Source organism: Comamonas sp. JNW, from assembly GCF_003105075.1.
Lineage (GTDB): Bacteria > Pseudomonadota > Gammaproteobacteria > Burkholderiales > Burkholderiaceae_C > Comamonas > Comamonas squillarum.
This window is the reverse complement of record NZ_QETI01000010.1, coordinates 104,502-120,144: the sequence shown is the minus strand read 5'-3', so window position 1 is coordinate 120,144 and position 15,643 is coordinate 104,502. Positions and strand designations below refer to the sequence as shown.

The 15,643-nt window shown below is 66.0% G+C and carries 14 protein-coding genes; 6 read left to right on the top strand and 8 right to left on the bottom strand.

All coding sequences use genetic code 11. The features are described from left to right. Positions 1-50 precede the first annotated feature (50 nt). Complete coding sequence (locus tag DCO45_RS15395) at positions 51-1,322, top strand: YeaH/YhbH family protein (RefSeq protein ID WP_116926647.1); 1,272 nt, start codon at positions 51-53, stop codon at positions 1,320-1,322. After that, a complete protein-coding gene (locus DCO45_RS15390; RefSeq protein ID WP_116926646.1) occupies positions 1,319-2,947 on the top strand; it encodes a SpoVR family protein in 1,629 nt (542 codons plus the stop codon). Before DCO45_RS15395 ends, DCO45_RS15390 begins: the two co-directional genes overlap by 4 nt. A 32-nt stretch (positions 2,948-2,979) precedes the next feature. Here DCO45_RS15390 and DCO45_RS15385 read toward each other — a convergent pair whose 3' ends face one another. Beyond that, entirely contained in the window at positions 2,980-4,251 is a 1,272-nt protein-coding gene (locus tag DCO45_RS15385) for a multifunctional CCA addition/repair protein (protein ID WP_116926645.1), read from the bottom strand. A 9-nt stretch (positions 4,252-4,260) separates the two neighbouring features. After that, positions 4,261-5,127: a MurR/RpiR family transcriptional regulator gene (locus DCO45_RS15380; RefSeq protein WP_116926644.1), complete on the bottom strand. Its 867-nt coding sequence runs from the start codon at positions 5,125-5,127 to the stop codon at positions 4,261-4,263. A gap of 151 nt (positions 5,128-5,278) precedes the next feature. Between DCO45_RS15380 and DCO45_RS15375 the strand changes: the two genes are divergently transcribed. Next, positions 5,279-6,178, top strand: a complete 900-nt coding sequence (locus DCO45_RS15375; protein WP_243419372.1) for an amino acid ABC transporter substrate-binding protein — start codon at positions 5,279-5,281, stop codon at positions 6,176-6,178. A gap of 91 nt (positions 6,179-6,269) precedes the next feature. Here the strand turns inward: DCO45_RS15375 and DCO45_RS15370 are convergent, their stop codons facing one another. Both DCO45_RS15370 and uraD read right to left on the bottom strand, forming a co-directional pair. Continuing rightward, on the bottom strand, positions 6,270-7,247 hold the full coding sequence (locus DCO45_RS15370) for a tripartite tricarboxylate transporter substrate binding protein (RefSeq protein WP_116926718.1): 978 nt from the start codon (positions 7,245-7,247) through the stop codon (positions 6,270-6,272). Positions 7,248-7,266: 19 nt separating this feature from the next. After that, a complete protein-coding gene (uraD, locus tag DCO45_RS15365; RefSeq protein WP_165841209.1) occupies positions 7,267-7,812 on the bottom strand; it encodes a 2-oxo-4-hydroxy-4-carboxy-5-ureidoimidazoline decarboxylase in 546 nt (181 codons plus the stop codon). Positions 7,813-7,914: 102 nt separating this feature from the next. Between uraD and DCO45_RS15360 the strand changes: the two genes are divergently transcribed. Beyond that, positions 7,915-8,856, top strand: coding sequence for a LysR family transcriptional regulator (locus DCO45_RS15360; RefSeq protein ID WP_116926641.1), 942 nt, complete (start codon positions 7,915-7,917; stop codon positions 8,854-8,856). A 127-nt stretch (positions 8,857-8,983) separates the two neighbouring features. Beyond that, positions 8,984-10,030: a hypothetical protein gene (locus DCO45_RS15355; RefSeq protein ID WP_133248168.1), complete on the top strand. Its 1,047-nt coding sequence runs from the start codon at positions 8,984-8,986 to the stop codon at positions 10,028-10,030. 76 nt (positions 10,031-10,106) lie between these two features. Here the strand turns inward: DCO45_RS15355 and DCO45_RS15350 are convergent, their stop codons facing one another. Together DCO45_RS15350 and DCO45_RS15345 are read right to left on the bottom strand one after the other, a co-directional pair. Next, positions 10,107-10,790, bottom strand: a complete 684-nt coding sequence (locus tag DCO45_RS15350) for a glutathione S-transferase family protein (RefSeq protein ID WP_116926639.1) — start codon at positions 10,788-10,790, stop codon at positions 10,107-10,109. Between the two features lie 78 nt (positions 10,791-10,868). Next, positions 10,869-11,450, bottom strand: a complete 582-nt coding sequence (locus DCO45_RS15345) for a 5-formyltetrahydrofolate cyclo-ligase (RefSeq protein ID WP_021028751.1) — start codon at positions 11,448-11,450, stop codon at positions 10,869-10,871. A gap of 404 nt (positions 11,451-11,854) precedes the next feature. Between DCO45_RS15345 and DCO45_RS15340 the strand changes: the two genes are divergently transcribed. Then, on the top strand, positions 11,855-13,759 hold the full coding sequence (locus DCO45_RS15340; RefSeq protein ID WP_232539644.1) for a lytic transglycosylase domain-containing protein: 1,905 nt from the start codon (positions 11,855-11,857) through the stop codon (positions 13,757-13,759). A 26-nt stretch (positions 13,760-13,785) separates the two neighbouring features. Here the strand turns inward: DCO45_RS15340 and DCO45_RS15335 are convergent, their stop codons facing one another. Together DCO45_RS15335 and eutC are read right to left on the bottom strand one after the other, a co-directional pair. Continuing rightward, positions 13,786-14,709, bottom strand: coding sequence for an MBL fold metallo-hydrolase (locus tag DCO45_RS15335; RefSeq protein ID WP_116926637.1), 924 nt, complete (start codon positions 14,707-14,709; stop codon positions 13,786-13,788). A 70-nt stretch (positions 14,710-14,779) separates the two neighbouring features. After that, positions 14,780-15,640, bottom strand: coding sequence for an ethanolamine ammonia-lyase subunit EutC (gene eutC, locus DCO45_RS15330; RefSeq protein WP_116926636.1), 861 nt, complete (start codon positions 15,638-15,640; stop codon positions 14,780-14,782). Between the last annotated feature and the right edge of the window lie 3 nt (positions 15,641-15,643).

Below are 15,643 nucleotides of genomic sequence, written 5' to 3'. Positions count from 1 at the left end.
GATAACGGCGCGCCGGCACCGAACGCGCCGGGTCATGGATGGGGGCATAGATGGCATTGCAAATCATCGACCGCAGGCTCGCCGGCAAGAACAAGTCGGTCGGCAACCGCGAGCGCTTTGTGCGCCGCTACAAGACGCAGATTGCCGAGGCGGTGCGCCGCGCGGTGGCCAAGCGCGATATCCGCCACATCGAGCAGGCCGAGAACATCACCATTCCGCGCAAGGACATCCAGGAGCCCGTCTTCCACCATGGGCAAGGGGGTGTGCGCGACACCGTACACCCGGGCAACACCGAGCATGTGCGGGGCGACCGCATTGCGCGGCCCCAGGGTGGTTCGGGCGGGGGCGGGGGCTCGCAGGCCAGTGACAGCGGCGAGGGTGAAGATGACTTCACCTTCACGTTGACCAAGGAAGAGTTCATGGAGCTGTTCTTTGAAGACCTGGCGCTGCCGCGCCTGTTGCGCACCCACATCGCCAGCACCTTGCAGTACAAGACGCGCCGCGCCGGTTACAGCCACGACGGCACGCCACACAATCTGGCCGTGCTGCGCACCATGCGCGGTGCGCTGGGCCGGCGCATTGCGCTGACCAAGGCGCCGCACCGTGAGCTCAAGGCGCTGGAAGACGCGCTGGCAGAGCTCATGGCGCAGGATGACGGCACCAGCGAAGCGGTGGCCGAGCTGCAGCAGCGCATCGCCGTGCTGCAGGCGCGCATGGGCAAGGTGGCCTTTCTCGATCCGCTGGACCTGCGCTTTCGCAGCCGCACCAAGGTGCCCGAGCCCAGCAGCCAGGCGGTGATGTTCTGCGTGATGGATGTCTCGGGCTCGATGGACCAGTCGCGCAAGGACCTGGCCAAGCGCTTTTTCATCCTGCTGTACCTGTTTCTCACGCGCCACTACGAGAAGATCGAGATCGTCTTCATCCGCCACCACACCCAGGCGGCCGAGGTGGGCGAGGATGAGTTCTTCCATTCCACCGAAAGCGGCGGCACCGTGGTCAGCAGCGCGCTGGTGCTGCTCGACCAGGTCATCAGCGCACGCTATCCGGTGGCCGATTGGAACATCTACGTGGCCCAGGCGAGCGATGGCGACAACTTTGGCGACGACGGCGGCAACTGCCGCAGCCTGCTCGCTGACAAGATCCTGCCGCTGGCGCGCTACTTTGCCTATGTGCAGGTGGCACCGGACGAGCAAAGCCTCTGGCAGGAATACAGCCAGCTGTTGCCGCTGTTCTCGCATTTCGCGATGCGCAAGGTGGCCGAGCCCGGGGATATCTACCCGGTGTTCCGCGATCTGTTCAAGAAGGAGGGGGTACCGGTATGAACCCGTCGCAATACCCCGTGCTGGCACGGCGCAAAGGCTCTCCGCATTGGAAAGTGCCCTTCTCCGGTGACCGTTCCCAGCGCGACGTGCCCGCCACACCCCGGCCAGCGGGCCAGCGCCCGAACCAGCCCTTGCCTGACCCCAGCGACTGGACCTTCGAGCTGATCGAGCGCTACCACGCCGCCATTGCCGCGACGGCCGAGCGCTACGGACTGGACACCTACCCCAACCAGCTCGAGGTGATATCGGCCGAGCAGATGATGGACGCCTATGCCAGCGTCGGCATGCCCGTGGGCTACCGGCACTGGAGCTATGGCAAGGAGTTTCTGGCCACCGAGCGCCGCTACCGCCGCGGCCACATGGGCCTGGCCTACGAGATCGTCATCAACTCCAACCCCTGCATCAGCTACCTGATGGAGGAGAACACCACCGCGATGCAGGCGCTGGTGATTGCCCATGCGGCCTACGGGCACAACAGCTTTTTCAAAGGCAATTACCTGTTTGGCATGTGGACCGATGCGGGCAGCATCATCGATTACCTGGTCTATGCCCGCGACTTCATCTCCCAGTGCGAAGAGAAGCACGGTATCGATACCGTGGAGCAGTGGCTCGATTCCTGCCACGCGCTGGCCAACCTGGGGGTGGACCGCTACCGCCGCCCGTCCAAGAAGACGCTGGCGCGCGAGCGCGCCGAGCGCGAGCAGCGCGAGGCCTATGCCCAGCAGCAGGTCAACGAGCTGTGGCGCACCCTGCCGGCGCGCCCTGACAAGAACAGCCCGGCCCAGCACCATGAGCGCTTTCCCAAGGAGCCCGAAGAGAACCTGCTGTACTTCATCGAGAAGAACGCGCCGCTGCTGGAGCCCTGGCAGCGCGAGGTGGTGCGCATTGTGCGCAAGATTGCCCAGTACTTCTACCCGCAGCGCCAGACCCAGGTGATGAACGAGGGCTGGGCCACCTTCTGGCACTACACCCTGCTCAACACCTTGTACGACGAGGGCTGGCTCACCGACGGGGTAATGATTGAATGGCTGTCATCGCATACCAATGTCATCTACCAGCCGCCCGCTGGCCACCGCGCCTACAGCGGCATCAACCCCTATGCGCTGGGGTTTGCGATGTACCGCGACATCCAGCGCATCTGCGAGCACCCCACTCACGAAGACCGGCGCTGGTTTCCCGACCTGGCCGGCACGCCCTGGCTGCCGGCGCTGCACCATGCGATGCAGAACTACAAGGACGAGAGCTTTATCGGCCAGTACCTGAGCCCCAAGCTGATGCGCGACATGCGCCTGTTCTCCATCCATGACGACGCCAGCGAGCGCGAGCTGCTGGTCAGCGCCATCCACAACGAAGACGGTTACCGCAACCTGCGCCAGACCCTGTCACAGCAGTACGACCTGGGCGCGCGCGAGCCCAATATCCAGGTCTGGAACGTGAACCTGCGCGGCGACCGCTGCCTGACCTTGCGCCACACCCAGTACCAGGGCCGCCCGCTGTCCGACGATGTGCAGGAGGTGCTCAAGCACGCCGCGCGCCTCTGGGGCTTTGGCGTGCAGCTCGAAAGTGTGAACGGCGATGGCACGGTGCCGGTGTTGCTGCATTCGGTGGCGGCGCCGCCAGCTTGACTTGGCGGTGCCTGACCCGGCGCCGCAGCTGCTCAAGGCTGCCCGGTAGCAGGGCCTGCGGCGGCGTCGGCTGCCACCATCTGTGCCACCGCCTGGCAGCGCGCCTCATGCACCATCGCGCCAATCTCGGCACCTTGGCGGCCGCTGCGGGCGGCGCGTTCTGCCACCTCCTTGGTGCTGACGGCCTGCGCGGCGGCCAGTAGGCGCAGCAGCTGCGCGCGTTGCGGGTAGGGCTTGTCTTGCAGGCCCAGCCGCCCCTGCGCATCGCACTGGCAGGCCAGCAGCGCCTGGCCAAAGCGTTCGGGTTTGCGAAAGGCGTCGCAGCGCTCGAGCAGGCGCACGACGGCAGCGGGCGCAATGCCCGGGCTGCGGTGGATATTGCCGTGTTCGGCGGCCACCACCAACGCCAGCTCGGCGCAGTCGCTGGGCACGCGCAGGCGCTGCTGCAGCTTGCGGGCCAGCTCCACACTGCGCTCCTCATGGCCGATATGGCGGGGCAGCACATCGGCCGGGGTCGTGCCCTTGCCCAGGTCATGCGCCAGGCAGGCCCAGCGCACGGGCAGCGCGGCGTCCAGCTCGGCGGCGCGGTCCAGCACCATCATCACGTGGATGCCGGTATCCACCTCGGGGTGGTAGTCGGCGCGCTGGGGCACGCCCCAGAGGCGGTCCAGCTCGGGCAGCAGGCGGGCGAGGGCGCCGCAGTCGCGCAGCACCTCGAACATGCGTGAGGGCCGGGCCTCCATCAGGCCGCGTGCCAGTTCCTGCCAGACGCGCTCGGGCACCAGCGCATCGACCTCGCCATCGGCGACCATCTGGCGCATCAGCGCAACCGTTTCCGGCGCGACGGAAAAATCCTGGAAGCGCGCCGCAAAGCGCGCCAGGCGCAGGATGCGCACCGGGTCTTCGCGGAAGGCGTCGGTCACATGGCGCAGCACCCGGGCCTGCAGATCGGCCTGGCCGCCATAGGGGTCGGTCACCGGGTCGCTGCCATTCCAGTTCACTGGCGCGGCCATGGCATTGATGGTCAGGTCACGCCGGGCCAAGTCCTGCTCCAGCGTCACATCGGGCGAGGTGGCGATGCTGAAACCCCGGTAGCCCCGGCCGGACTTGCGCTCGGTGCGGGCCAGCGCATATTCCTCATGCGTGCGCGGGTGCAGAAACACCGGGAAATCCTTGCCGACCGGCACAAAGCCCTGGGCCAGCATGGCCTCGGGCGTGGCACCCACCACCACCCAGTCGTGGTCATTCACCGGCAAACCCAAGAGGCGGTCCCGCACTGCGCCGCCGACCATGTAAGTTTTCATCGTGCGAGTTTACTTGCGTACCGGCTGCACATAGATGCCGCTGTCGTGCAGTTCGCCTTCGGCCGACTCGATGCGGGCCACCGCCTGCGGGCCAGCGCGGCTGACCAGCACTTCCAGTAGCGACTCGGACAGTGCCTGGGCGGCGGTGACCGAGGGGAAGAAGGACGGGCTGTTGACGGCAAACAGCAGGGTTTCATCGGCCGCCAGCGACAGGGGCGAGGCCAGGCTGTCGGTCAAGGCCAGCACCTTGCAGCCGCGCGCGCGGGCCAGCTCCACCGCATGCACGGTTTCCTGCGAGTAGGGGGCAAAGCTGATGGCGACCAGTGCATCGCCCGCATCGATGGCGCGCAGCTGCATCTCGCGCACGCCGCCCATGCCTTCGAGCAGGTGCACCGAGCGGCGGAACAAACGATAGACATAGACCAGCGAGAAGGCCACCGGAAAGCAGGCGCGCATGCCCATCACATGCACCTGGTCGGCCGTCTCCAGCAGCTGGGCGGCGGCGGTCAGGCGCGCTGCGCTGTGCTGCTCGGTCAGGTCCAGGTTGCTGCGCTGCATCGCAAACATCTCGGCGGTGAGCTGCTGGTCCTGCGCGCGGCCCAGCAGGCTGCGGGCGCGCTCGCCGTATGCGTTGGCCACTTCTCCGGTCAGGCCCATGTCGGCGGTCAGCGCCTGCTTGAACGGGTTCCAGCCCTCAAAACCACAGGTCTGGGCAAAGCGCACCAAGGTGGTGGGGGGCACCTGGGCATGCTGGCCCACGCTGCGCATCGATTGCGTCACCACCTCATTGGGGTGGTCGAGCACATAGCGCGCCACTTGCTGCAGCGACGGGCTCAGGGAGGCAAAGCGGTCTCGCAATTGGTCGATTACGCCCATGGCGGCGGGTCTTTCTTCAGATTGAGGGAAATCACGGGTAGCCATTGTGCGGCATGGATCATATGATCCGAAAAAAATAAAAAAGGAGCAAAAGTTCTAAAACGCCGCAAGGCATTGGCCGGTACCGACGGGGTGCCAGAGGATCATGGATATGCAAGGAAAAATGGATGTGAAGCGTGCGGTGGCTCTGGCTGCCCTGGTGTGTGCCTCTGCGGGCGCGATGGCGCAAAGCAGCAGCACGCTGGACAAGATCAAGAGCTCGGGCGCCATCACGCTGGGTTACCGCGAGGCCTCGTTCGGCTTCTCCTACCTGGACGCCAACCTCAAGCCCATCGGCTACAGCATCGATATCTGCGCGCATATTCTGGACGCGATCAAAGCCAAGCTGCAGTTGCCGGAGCTGAAGGTGAACTACCAGGCGGTCACCTCGGCCAACCGCATTCCGCTGGTGCAAAACGGCACCGTCGATCTGGAATGCGGCTCGACCACCAACCTGGTGGAGCGCCAAAAGCAGGTGGCCTTCTCGCCGGACATCTTCCGCTACAACGTGCGCATGCTGGTCAAGAAGAGCTCGGGCATCAAGGGCATTGCCGATCTGCAGGGCAAGTCGGTCGCCACCACCACCGGCACCACCTCGTTCCGCCTGCTGCGCCAGGCCGACCGGGCCAGCAAGCTCGACATCACCAATGTGCCGGGCAAGGACCACACCGAGTCCTTCCTGCTGGTGCAGGGCGACAAGGCCGCCGCCTTTGTACTGGACGACATCCTGCTGGCCGGCCAGATCGCCAACGCGCGTGACCCGCAGAACTACGAGATCGTTGGCGAGAGCCTGCGCACCGAGAACCAGGCGCTGATGCTGCGCAATGACGACCCGGCCTTCAAGCAGCTGGTGGACGAGACCGTCTCGGGCCTGATGCAATCGGGCGAGATGGAAAAGCTCTACCAGCGCTGGTTCATGTCACCGATTGCGCCCAAGGGCATCAATATCAACTACCCGCTGAACGCCGAAACGCGCGATGCCTTTGCCAACCCCTCGTCCAAAGGGATCTGAGCGCCGATTGCGCACAGCCCGCTGAACACCGGCAGCCAGGCAGCCACGCCGCAAAGTGACCAGGACCAGGGGCCAGCCACTGGTCTTTGCTTTATTGCGGCACCAGGCCGGCGGCCTTGACCAGCTGCGCATGCAGGCTGATCTCCTGCGCAATGGTTTGCTGGAACTGCTCCGGCGTGGTGGGCGCCACTTCCATGCCCACGTCCTGCAGCTGCTGCCGGATGTCGTCGCGCAGCAAGATGGCCTGCACCTGGCGGTTGAGCGCATCGACGATGGGGCGCGGTGTGCGCGCCGGGGCCAGCAGGCCGATCCAGGTCTGCATCACCATGTCGGGGATACCGGCCTCGGCCATGGTCGGCACCTCGGCAATCAAGGGTGAGCGCTTGTCGCTCATCAGCGCCAGCGCGCTGAGCTTGCCGGACTTGAGGTGGGGCAGGGCCTCGGGCAGCGGCGCAAACAGCAGGTCCACATTGCCGCCCAGCATGTCGTTGATGGCGAGGGCACCGCCTTTGTAGGGCACATGCGTCATCTGCAGATGGCCCCGGGTCTCGAACATCAACGCTGCCAGGTGCTGGGGACTGCCTTCGCCCGAGCTGGCATAGGTCACGAGGGTCGGCTGGGCCTTGGCGGCGGCCAGCACGGCCGCGGCGTTGGGGAATTTCTTGCGGTCCTTGACCACTAGCACCATGGCCTGGTTGGCGAGCTTGGTGATGGGCGCAAAGTCGGCCTGCGGGTCATAGGGCAGGTCCTTGAAGATGCTTTTGTTGGTGGTCAAAAAGGACGCGGGCGAGGCCATCAAGGTGTAGCCATCGGGGCTGGCCTTGGCGACCGCCGGCAGGCCAATGCGGCCGGAGGCGCCGGCGCGGTTGTCGACGATGAACGGCTGGCCGGTGCTGGCCTGCAGCTGCTGGCCCACCAGGCGCGCAATCATGTCCACACCGCCCCCCGCGGGCAGGGCCACCATCACTTTGACCGGGTGGTTGGGGTAGCTGGCGGTCTGCGCCTGGGCACTGAAGGCCAGGAGACCCAGCGCGGCGGCCAGGCTGAAAAAGCAGTGACGACGATGCATGATGAACACTCCTGAAAAATCAATGGCTGGGGGCCGGGGCGGGATCGCTGGCCTGCAGGTAGCGCGCCAGCCGCAGGCGGCTGATGGCGGCAATCTCGTTCAGCGCCAGTCGCAGCTCCTTCTGCCGCGTGTGGCCCAGGCGCTGCTCGAACACAAGCAAGGCCGATGCCAGGCTGTGCTGGCGGATGCAGAGAATGAAGGGAAAGCCAAAGCGTTCGCGGTAGGCGCGGTTGAGGTCATCCCAGCGCTGGGCCTCGGCCGCCTGCAGCTGGCCCAGGCCCAGGCTGGCCTGCTCGTCGGTGGATGCGGCATTCATCGCCCCCTGCCGGGCCAGCGCGCCACCCAGCTCCGGGTGGCCGGCGTAAAAACGGATGCGCGCCGGTTCATCAAGCCCGGCGACCACGGCCAGCATGGCGCTGTGCAGGGCATCGGCGCTGGCAAAGGGGCGCAGCGCCACGGTCTGCGCCGCCACCCAGGGCGCATGCTCCCAGATGTCGGCCAGGGCCGCGCAGAAGTCGTCAGGGCTGCAATGGTTGAGGTGGTCGAGGCGTTGGGCAGGCGTCATGCAGGCCATGCTAGGCCTGCAGACCATTGCCGTCCATCATAGGTTTGGCAATGCTGCATACGAAAAATTAGTACAATCGCCGCATTCCGGAGGTCCCACCCGATGCGCCATTCGCTTGTCCCTACCGCTTTGCGCTATGCCGACCAGGTGGCCCGCTCGGGCTCGATCCAGAAAGCCGCGCGCGAGCTGCATGTGGCCGCATCGGCGATCAACCGCCAGATTCTGGCGCTGGAAGAAGAGCTGGGCGTGCCGCTGTTCGAGCGCATGCCCAGGGGCATGCGGCTGACGGCCTCGGGCGATGCGCTGATCACGATGGCCCGGCGTTGGCGCCAGGATGAGACCCGCATGGTGGCCGAGGTGCGGCGCATCCAGGGCATCCACCAGGGCCATGTGTCGCTGGTCGCGATGGACAGCCATGCCACCGGCGTGTTGCCCGCGCTGATCGAGGCACTCAATGCCCAGCACCCCTTGGTCAGCCTGTCGGTAGAGCTGAGCACCCCCGACGATGCCGAGACGGCGCTGATGACCGGCAAGGCCGACCTGGCCGCCATCTTCAACCTGGCGCCGCGCCGTGAGCTGCTGGTGCTGTGGCAAGCCCAGCTGCCGCTGGGCTGCGTTGTGGCGCCGGGCCATGCGCTGGCCGGTCGCAAGAGCGTCAGTTTCCAGGAGGCGACCGCCTATCCGATCGCACTGCAAAGCCGCGCCATCACCATCCGCCGCCTGCTGGAGGCGCAGTTCAGCTGGCTGTTTAAGGATGCGCGCGGCTTTGTCGAGAGCAATTCGCTGCAGCTGGTCAAACAGCTGGCGCTGGGCGGGCAGCGCCTGATCTTTACCTCGCAGCTCGATGTGGCCCCTGAGCTGGCGGCCGGTACGCTGGTGTTCATCCCCATCCGCGACCAGGGCGCCGAGCCCCAGAGCATCAGCGTGGCCGTCGATGCCACGCGCCCGCCAGGCCCGTTGGTCAAGCTGGTAGCCCAGCAGCTGAGCCAGGCTCTGCAGGCCAGCCTGGACCGGGCCCGCCAGCCAATTCCAGGCTTGGCCTGACGTCGGGCGAAGGCTGCGTAGCGGCCGCCCACAGCTTCCCAGCGCTTTGCACCAGCCGCACTTCCTCGCTATGCTGCTCGGTTTGCCCGATGGGCTGATTCGAAATAATACAAAGAGGGAGGGATTTATGTGGACAACCATGGGCGTGGTATTGGTGACCATCGCATTGACGTTTGTCGGTCTGTTTGTGCTGCTCAAGTTCGGCATTCGCTGGTATTTTTCGCGCATGCTTGGGCATGTGCAGGCGCTGGGTAGTGCGCAGCAAGGCGTGGCGGCTCGCATCACGATGCAGTTGGACAAGCTGCAGTTCAGCGACCCGCAGGTGCGCCGGGTGATGCAGGAGTTCAAGGCGCTGGGCTATGCATCGGCCGGGCGCTACACGATTGACGAAATGCCCGGTGTCAAGATCTGGGCGGGCACGCATTCGCAAAACGGCAGTCTGGCCCTGGTGCTGGAGCTGGCGGACCGCTACTTCTCCGCAGATGTGGTCCGTTTTTATGACAATGGTGCAGCGCTGGGCGCGGGCACCAACCCGGTGTTCCATGCCGAGCACTACCCCAGCCATGTGCAGTACCGCCAATTTCCACGCGATACGGCCATGCAGGACCTGGCCCAGTGGCTGGAGGCGCGGCCCTTGCAGTCTGCGGTGGTGGCGGCCACGCCCAGGAATCTGCGCCAGCTCAATGCGCGCATGTACGCGGAGATGATGGACTTTCAGCTGTCGCAGCCCATGCCCAGCCTGGAGGCCTGGAAGCGCATGGCTTTGCAGGATGCCGCCGCCTTGGGAAGTGCCCTGCCGACCTTGACCGAGCCGCAATGGCAGGCCGCCTACGATGCGCAAAGGCAGAGCCAGCAAACCGCTACCGAAGACGCCCTGCAGGACCATGTGCTGCGCAGCGGGCAGGTGTCTGCTGCGCAGTGGCAGGCGATGGCGCATGAGCTGGTCTATGTGCATGCGCTCCTCTGCGCAGAAGAGGTCGCAGAGCGCGCACTGCGGCGCAGTGCCTGGACGGCGGATGCGCCCCAGGTCGAAGCGCTGCTGCGCCAGAACCTGGCGCATGCCGAGCTGTTTGAAGCGATCCAGGGCCTGCTGCCCGAGGACGAGCGCTTTGTCTACCTGATCAGCATCGATGCGCCGCTGGATGCGCGGGTGTACCGGCCGCAAGCGCTCTGATTGCGAGGCGGCAGATGCCCGTGCTCTGGCACACCAAGGTGCCCGAAGCTGCGGACAGGTCGACGAAGCTTAGCGCTTAACGCTCTGCGCGGTAGGGCTCGTCCACTGCGACAAAGTCCTGCTCGGCCAGCGCCGCATCGATCCAGGCTTTGACGCCGGGCAACTGGTGCACGCGCTCGATATAGGCGGCGATCTCGCCAGGGATGGGCAGCTGGTAGGTCTTGAGGCGCGAGCACACCGGCGCGTAGTAGGCATCGGCAATGCTGAACTGGTCAAACAGCATGGGCCCGCCATGCTGGGCCAGCAGGTGGCTCCACATGCCGCACAGGCGCTCGACATTCTTGCGCACAGCGGCGTTGTCGCGCCAGACGATGCGGCCCACCTCGGCCAGGTCGGCCTCGATGTTCATCGGGCAGGCGCTGCGCAGGGCGGTGAAGCCGCCATGCATCTCGGCGCAGATGCTGCGGGCGCTGGCGCGGGCTGCCTTGTCCTTGGGCCACAGCTGCTTGTCAGGGAATTGCTCCGCCGCATATTCGGCAATCGCCAGGCTGTCCCAGACGCTGATGTCGCCATCGCGCAGCAGCGGCACCGTGCCGGTGGGGCTGATGGCGGTCATCGTGCGCTTGAACTCGGACTGGCTGTCGAAACCGTCGAAGCGGACAAACTTCTCTTCAAAAGGAATGCCCGCCTGGCGCAGCAGCACCCAGGCGCGCATGGACCAGGAGGAATAATTTTTGTTGCCGATATAAAGCTGCAGCATGATCTCAACCGATTGATGAATGAAGGTATCGGGCCATTAATACCGTCTGCACGCGCCCCAAAATGGGCTCGCCAGCGGCTACGAATCGCCCAGTGGCCAGACCACGCCATTGTCATTGAGGATGGCATCGAGCGGCAGGTCATGCGCTTCGGGCTCGAAATCATCGACAAAGCCATTCGTAAAGCCCAGGCCGACGGTGAAGGGGCGCGGCTCCAGCGCGGCCAGGGTGCGGTCATAAAAACCGCCGCCGTAACCCAGGCGGTAGCCGCCCGGGCCATAGCCCACGCAGGGCACAAACAGCAAGGTGGGCACGACCAGCTCGGTATTTTGCGGCTTGGGGATGTCGTAGGCATCCATCTCCATCGGGCAGCCGGGGTACCAGGCGTGGAAGCTCAAGGTCTTGTGCTGCTTGTTCACCACCGGCAGCGCAATGCGGCGCAGCTTGGGCTCGTCCATCAGCGCACCGTCTTCCTTCCAGCGGTGCAGCGCTGGCAGCGGGTCGAACTCGCCCTTGATCGGCCAGTAGGCGCCGATCACCGCATCCTGGCGCTCCATCAGCCAAAAACGCAGGACTTGCTGGAGCTGTTCGGCGCGCTCCAGACGATCGGGCATATGCAGACGCTGTTCAATGAGCGCTTGGCGCACGGCTTTTTTATCCATTGCAAATATCCCTACAGAAACACGCTGGGTCAACCATTCTGACAGCCAAAAGTGACGCTCCCAGCAAATTGGGTACGGTGAAAACCAGGTACCTTTTTTACATATTGGGGCTGTTTCGGTAAGGGCATGTAAGAGGAAGCCTGGTATTGCAGCCTTTGGGACCGCGGGCACGCTGGGCGATGTGTATGATTTTAGGGATCACCTGGGCGCCGCTCTATAGCGCCGCTGTCTCACAACCTGGATCGGCTATGCCTTGGAATGTTTTCACCCCCTTGATGGCGGCCTTGTTGGCCTGTAGCGCGCTGCCGCTGGCCGCCCAGACGATTTTGCAGGGCGCAACGGCCGCGCCCGCCTCGGTGCAGACGCCCGTGCAGCTGCAGTCCAGCCCCTCGGTCAGCAGCGGCATGGTCAACGACGATGTGATCGTTGACATGCAGCAGGCCTTTCGCAAGCGCGAGAAAAGCAAACTCACCCAGCTGCTGCCCGGCGCGCGCGGCCATGTGCTCGAGCCCTGGGCGGCGTACTGGGAGCTGCGCGCGCGCCTGAGCGAGGCCACGCAGGACGAAGTGCAGGCCTTTTTGACCCGCTGGGCCGGTACCTACCAGGAAGACCGGCTGCGCAACGACTGGCTGCGCCTCCTGGGCCAGCGCCGCGACTGGAGCAATTTCGATGCGATGTACCCGGCATTCCGCATGGGCGACGACCGCGAGCTGCGCTGCTACGCGGCGGTGATCGATCTGGCCAAGGGTGGCGAGCGCGAACCGCTGGCCAGCACGGTCAAGAGCAACTGGTATGCGCAGCGCGACTCGGAAGACGGCTGCAACCTGGCGGCCTCGGAGCTGTTCTCGGCCGGTGGCCTGCAGGCCGACGATATCTGGCGCCGAGCGCGCCAGACCATGGAAGCGGGGCGCCCGCGTGCCGCCCGCGCTGCGGTGGAGGTGGTGGCCCCGATGCAGCTGCCCGCCTTTGCGACCATGCTGCAGTCGCCCAGCAAGTTTTTGACGGCCCAGGCCAAGACGTCCTCCAAGGAGCAGCAGGAGCTGGCCACCTTGGCGCTGATCAAGATCGCCGCAGACAACCCCGATGGCGCCGCCACCTTGATGGAAGGCCGTTGGAACGAGCTGCTGACCCAGCCGCGCCGCGACTGGGTCTGGGGCGTCATCGGCAAGACGCAGGCCACGCGCCTGTCACCCGATGCGATGGCCAGCTTTGCCAAGGTGAGCAAGGACTCCCACCTGAGCGACGACCTGCTGGCCTGGAAGACGCGCGCGGCACTGCGCGCCGGCCAGTGGCAGCAGGTGCGCAAGAGCATCGAGGCGATGAGCGCCGAGGAGCGCGAAGACCCGACCTGGATGTACTGGCAGGCCAAGGCCTTGCAGGCGGGCCGCATCAGCGAGGCGCAGACCCAGCAGTCGCGCCAGCTGCTGCAAAAGATTGCCGGCACACAGGGCTTTTATGAGCAGCTGGCGCAGGAGGAACTGGGCCAGCCCATCGTCATCCCGTCGCAGCCGGTGGCCATCGACGAGCAGGCGCGCCAGGCGGTGCGCAGCAGTGCGGGCCTGGCACGTGCGCTCTATGCGATCCAGCTGGGGCTGCGCAGCGAAGGGGTGCGCGAGTGGAACTACATGACCAACCTGCACCAGCGCGGCGGCATGGACGATGCCCAGCTGCTGGCCGCGGCCGAGCTGGCCTGCCAGCGCCAGATCTGGGACCGCTGCATCAACACCAGCGAGCGCACCAAGACCGTGGTCGATGTGGGCCAGCGCTACCCGATGCCGTTCAAGGAGGCCGTGGTGAACCGCTCGCGCGAGATTGGCCTGGACCCTGCGTATGTCTATGGTCTGATCCGCCAGGAAAGCCGCTTCATCATGGATGCGCGCTCGGGCGTCGGCGCCTCGGGCCTGATGCAGATCATGCCGGCCACCGCCCGCTGGACCGCCCGCAAGATCGGCATGACCGATTTCACACCGGCCAGCATCAATGACCGCGACACCAACATCACCCTGGGCACCGCCTACCTCAAACTCGCGCTGGATGATTTTGACGGCTCGATGGCGCTGGCGGCTGCCGGCTACAACGCCGGCCCCGGCCGGCCGCGCAACTGGCGCAATGGCCCGGTGCTGGACGGCGCCATCTGGGCCGAGAACGTGCCCTTTGCCGAGACGCGCGACTATGTGAAAAAGGTGCTCTCCAACACTACCAGCTATGCGGCGATTCTGACGGGCCAGCCCCAATCGCTGCGCGCACGCCTGGGCTCGGTGGGGCCCAAGCCCGAGGGCGAGCCGGATCTTTCCAAAGAGCTGCCCTGATCGGGCGGATGGTGACGTAAGCGCGCTTACTGGTTAACCAGCAGCGCGCCCTCACGCCGCGCGGCGCCCGAGCGCTCCAGGTCGGCCACCAACGATGCATGCCACTGCGCCAGGTCCTGGCCTGCAAAGTAGCGCTGGTGCAGCAAGCCGTAGTAGGGCGTGGCGGCCAGCCAGGCCTGCACTTGCACCAAGGGCAGCTGCTGCCATTCCAGCAGCTTGTACTTGAGCAGTACCTTGGCGGCATAGAGCGCATGGCGCTCGGGGCTTTGCACAAAGCGCTCCAGCCGCTGGCGGGCGGTGTGCAAGGCACTTCCCACATCGCTGAACGCACTGCCGTGGCCGGGCAGCACCAGGCGCGGCTGCAGGCGCTCGATCACATCCAGGGTGGCGGCCACCTCGTCAAAGGCCGCCGTGCCTTCGATCTCCGGAAAGACCACGCCAAAGCCGCTTTCCCAGAGCGCGTCGGCCGAGATCAGGATGCCGGAGGCGGGCTCAAACAGAATCACCGAATGCGGGTCATGGCCGGGCGCGGCATGGATCTGCCAAGGCTGCTCACCGAGCGTGATCTCTGTGCCCGGCTGCAGCAGCTCGTCCATCTGAAAGCGCGGGCAGTCCTGGCCGGTGGGGCGGTAGCTCAGCTGGTTCTCGTCCCAATCGGTGACCGCCTGCGCATGGCCGGGCGCAATGCTGGTGCGGGCCTGGGGCCAGCGCCGCTGCAAAGCGGCATTGCCGCCGCAGTGGTCGCTGTGCAAATGGGTGTTGACGATGCGCTGCAGCGGCGCGCCTTGCAGGCTGGCCTCGATGAGGCCCACGGTCTGCGCGGCATGGCTGCAGTAGCCGGTATCGACCACCGCCGTGGTGCCGCGCACAAACACCGTGTTGTTGGCCGACAGCCAGCCGCGCTCGATGAACTGGAGATCGGCGGGCAGCGAAGCGGTGGAGGCGGACATGGTGGCGCAGGCGAAAGGGCAAGACCGCCAGCCTAGCAGACGCGGCATGTCTGGCGCTGGCACCCAGGTGTCAGCGGGGCGTTTGCGGGCCGCTGCTGCCCAGCATGAAGGCCTGGCGGGCCTCTTGGGGCGCGGCCAGCGTGTCGGATTCGTCCTTGAGCTGCACGCCCGAGAGCTTGCGCTGGCGCGCCTGCTGCATCAGGTAGTGCAGCTTGTGGACGGCCTGCGCATAGCTCAGCCCCTGCTCGCGCACATTCGAGATGCAGTTGCGCGACTCATCGGTCATGCCCAGGCGGGGCTGCCAGGTCATGTACAGGCCCATGCTGTCCGGGGAGCTCAGGCCCGGGCGCTCACCAATCAGCACCACCACCAGCGAGGCGCCCAGTGCCGCACCAATCTCGTCGCCCAGCGCCACCCGGGCATGGCGCACCACAGTGATCGGGCCGACGCGCCACTGCTCGGCCAGCGCCGGCAGCATCTGGCGCAGAAAAGGCAAGGCATTGCGCTCGATGGCCAGCGAGGACAGGCCATCGGCGACGACAAACACCACATCGGCCTGGGCAGGGGGCAGGCCCTGGAGCAGAGCCCGCGACTCGGCGCTCAGGCGCCGGCCCAGATCCGGGCGCTGCAGGTAAGTGGGGCGGTCTTGGGCGGCGCTGTGCAGGCGCAGCACCGGCTGGGTGTGCAGCGCTTGTAGTTCGCCCGCGAGCGGGTCCATGTCAAGCTCGGTATGCACGGCCATGCGTGCCTGGGCATGGGCGAGGGCAAAGTCCAGGTGCGCGCGCGTGGGCAGGCTGGTGCCGGCGCGGCCCAACGCAATGCGGGCGCTGGTGAACTGGCGCAGGCGCTCCCAGGGGTTGGGGGTGACGGCGGCGCTCGCGGGCTCGGCTGGGTCGGGCAGGGCGGCTGGAGCAGAAGGGCGTGGGGACATGGG

Coding starts and splice junctions, on each gene's coding strand:
- DCO45_RS15395 (WP_116926647.1), top strand. CDS start 51: ATGGCATTGCAAATCATCGACCGCAGGCTCGCCGGCAAGAACAAGTCG.
- DCO45_RS15390 (WP_116926646.1), top strand. CDS start 1,319: ATGAACCCGTCGCAATACCCCGTGCTGGCACGGCGCAAAGGCTCTCCG.
- DCO45_RS15385 (WP_116926645.1), bottom strand. CDS start 4,251: ATGAAAACTTACATGGTCGGCGGCGCAGTGCGGGACCGCCTCTTGGGT.
- DCO45_RS15380 (WP_116926644.1), bottom strand. CDS start 5,127: ATGGGCGTAATCGACCAATTGCGAGACCGCTTTGCCTCCCTGAGCCCG.
- DCO45_RS15375 (WP_243419372.1), top strand. CDS start 5,279: ATGCAAGGAAAAATGGATGTGAAGCGTGCGGTGGCTCTGGCTGCCCTG.
- DCO45_RS15370 (WP_116926718.1), bottom strand. CDS start 7,247: ATGCATCGTCGTCACTGCTTTTTCAGCCTGGCCGCCGCGCTGGGTCTC.
- uraD (WP_165841209.1), bottom strand. CDS start 7,812: ATGACGCCTGCCCAACGCCTCGACCACCTCAACCATTGCAGCCCTGAC.
- DCO45_RS15360 (WP_116926641.1), top strand. CDS start 7,915: ATGCGCCATTCGCTTGTCCCTACCGCTTTGCGCTATGCCGACCAGGTG.
- DCO45_RS15355 (WP_133248168.1), top strand. CDS start 8,984: ATGTGGACAACCATGGGCGTGGTATTGGTGACCATCGCATTGACGTTT.
- DCO45_RS15350 (WP_116926639.1), bottom strand. CDS start 10,790: ATGCTGCAGCTTTATATCGGCAACAAAAATTATTCCTCCTGGTCCATG.
- DCO45_RS15345 (WP_021028751.1), bottom strand. CDS start 11,450: ATGGATAAAAAAGCCGTGCGCCAAGCGCTCATTGAACAGCGTCTGCAT.
- DCO45_RS15340 (WP_232539644.1), top strand. CDS start 11,855: ATGGTCAACGACGATGTGATCGTTGACATGCAGCAGGCCTTTCGCAAG.
- DCO45_RS15335 (WP_116926637.1), bottom strand. CDS start 14,709: ATGTCCGCCTCCACCGCTTCGCTGCCCGCCGATCTCCAGTTCATCGAG.
- eutC (WP_116926636.1), bottom strand. CDS start 15,640: ATGTCCCCACGCCCTTCTGCTCCAGCCGCCCTGCCCGACCCAGCCGAG.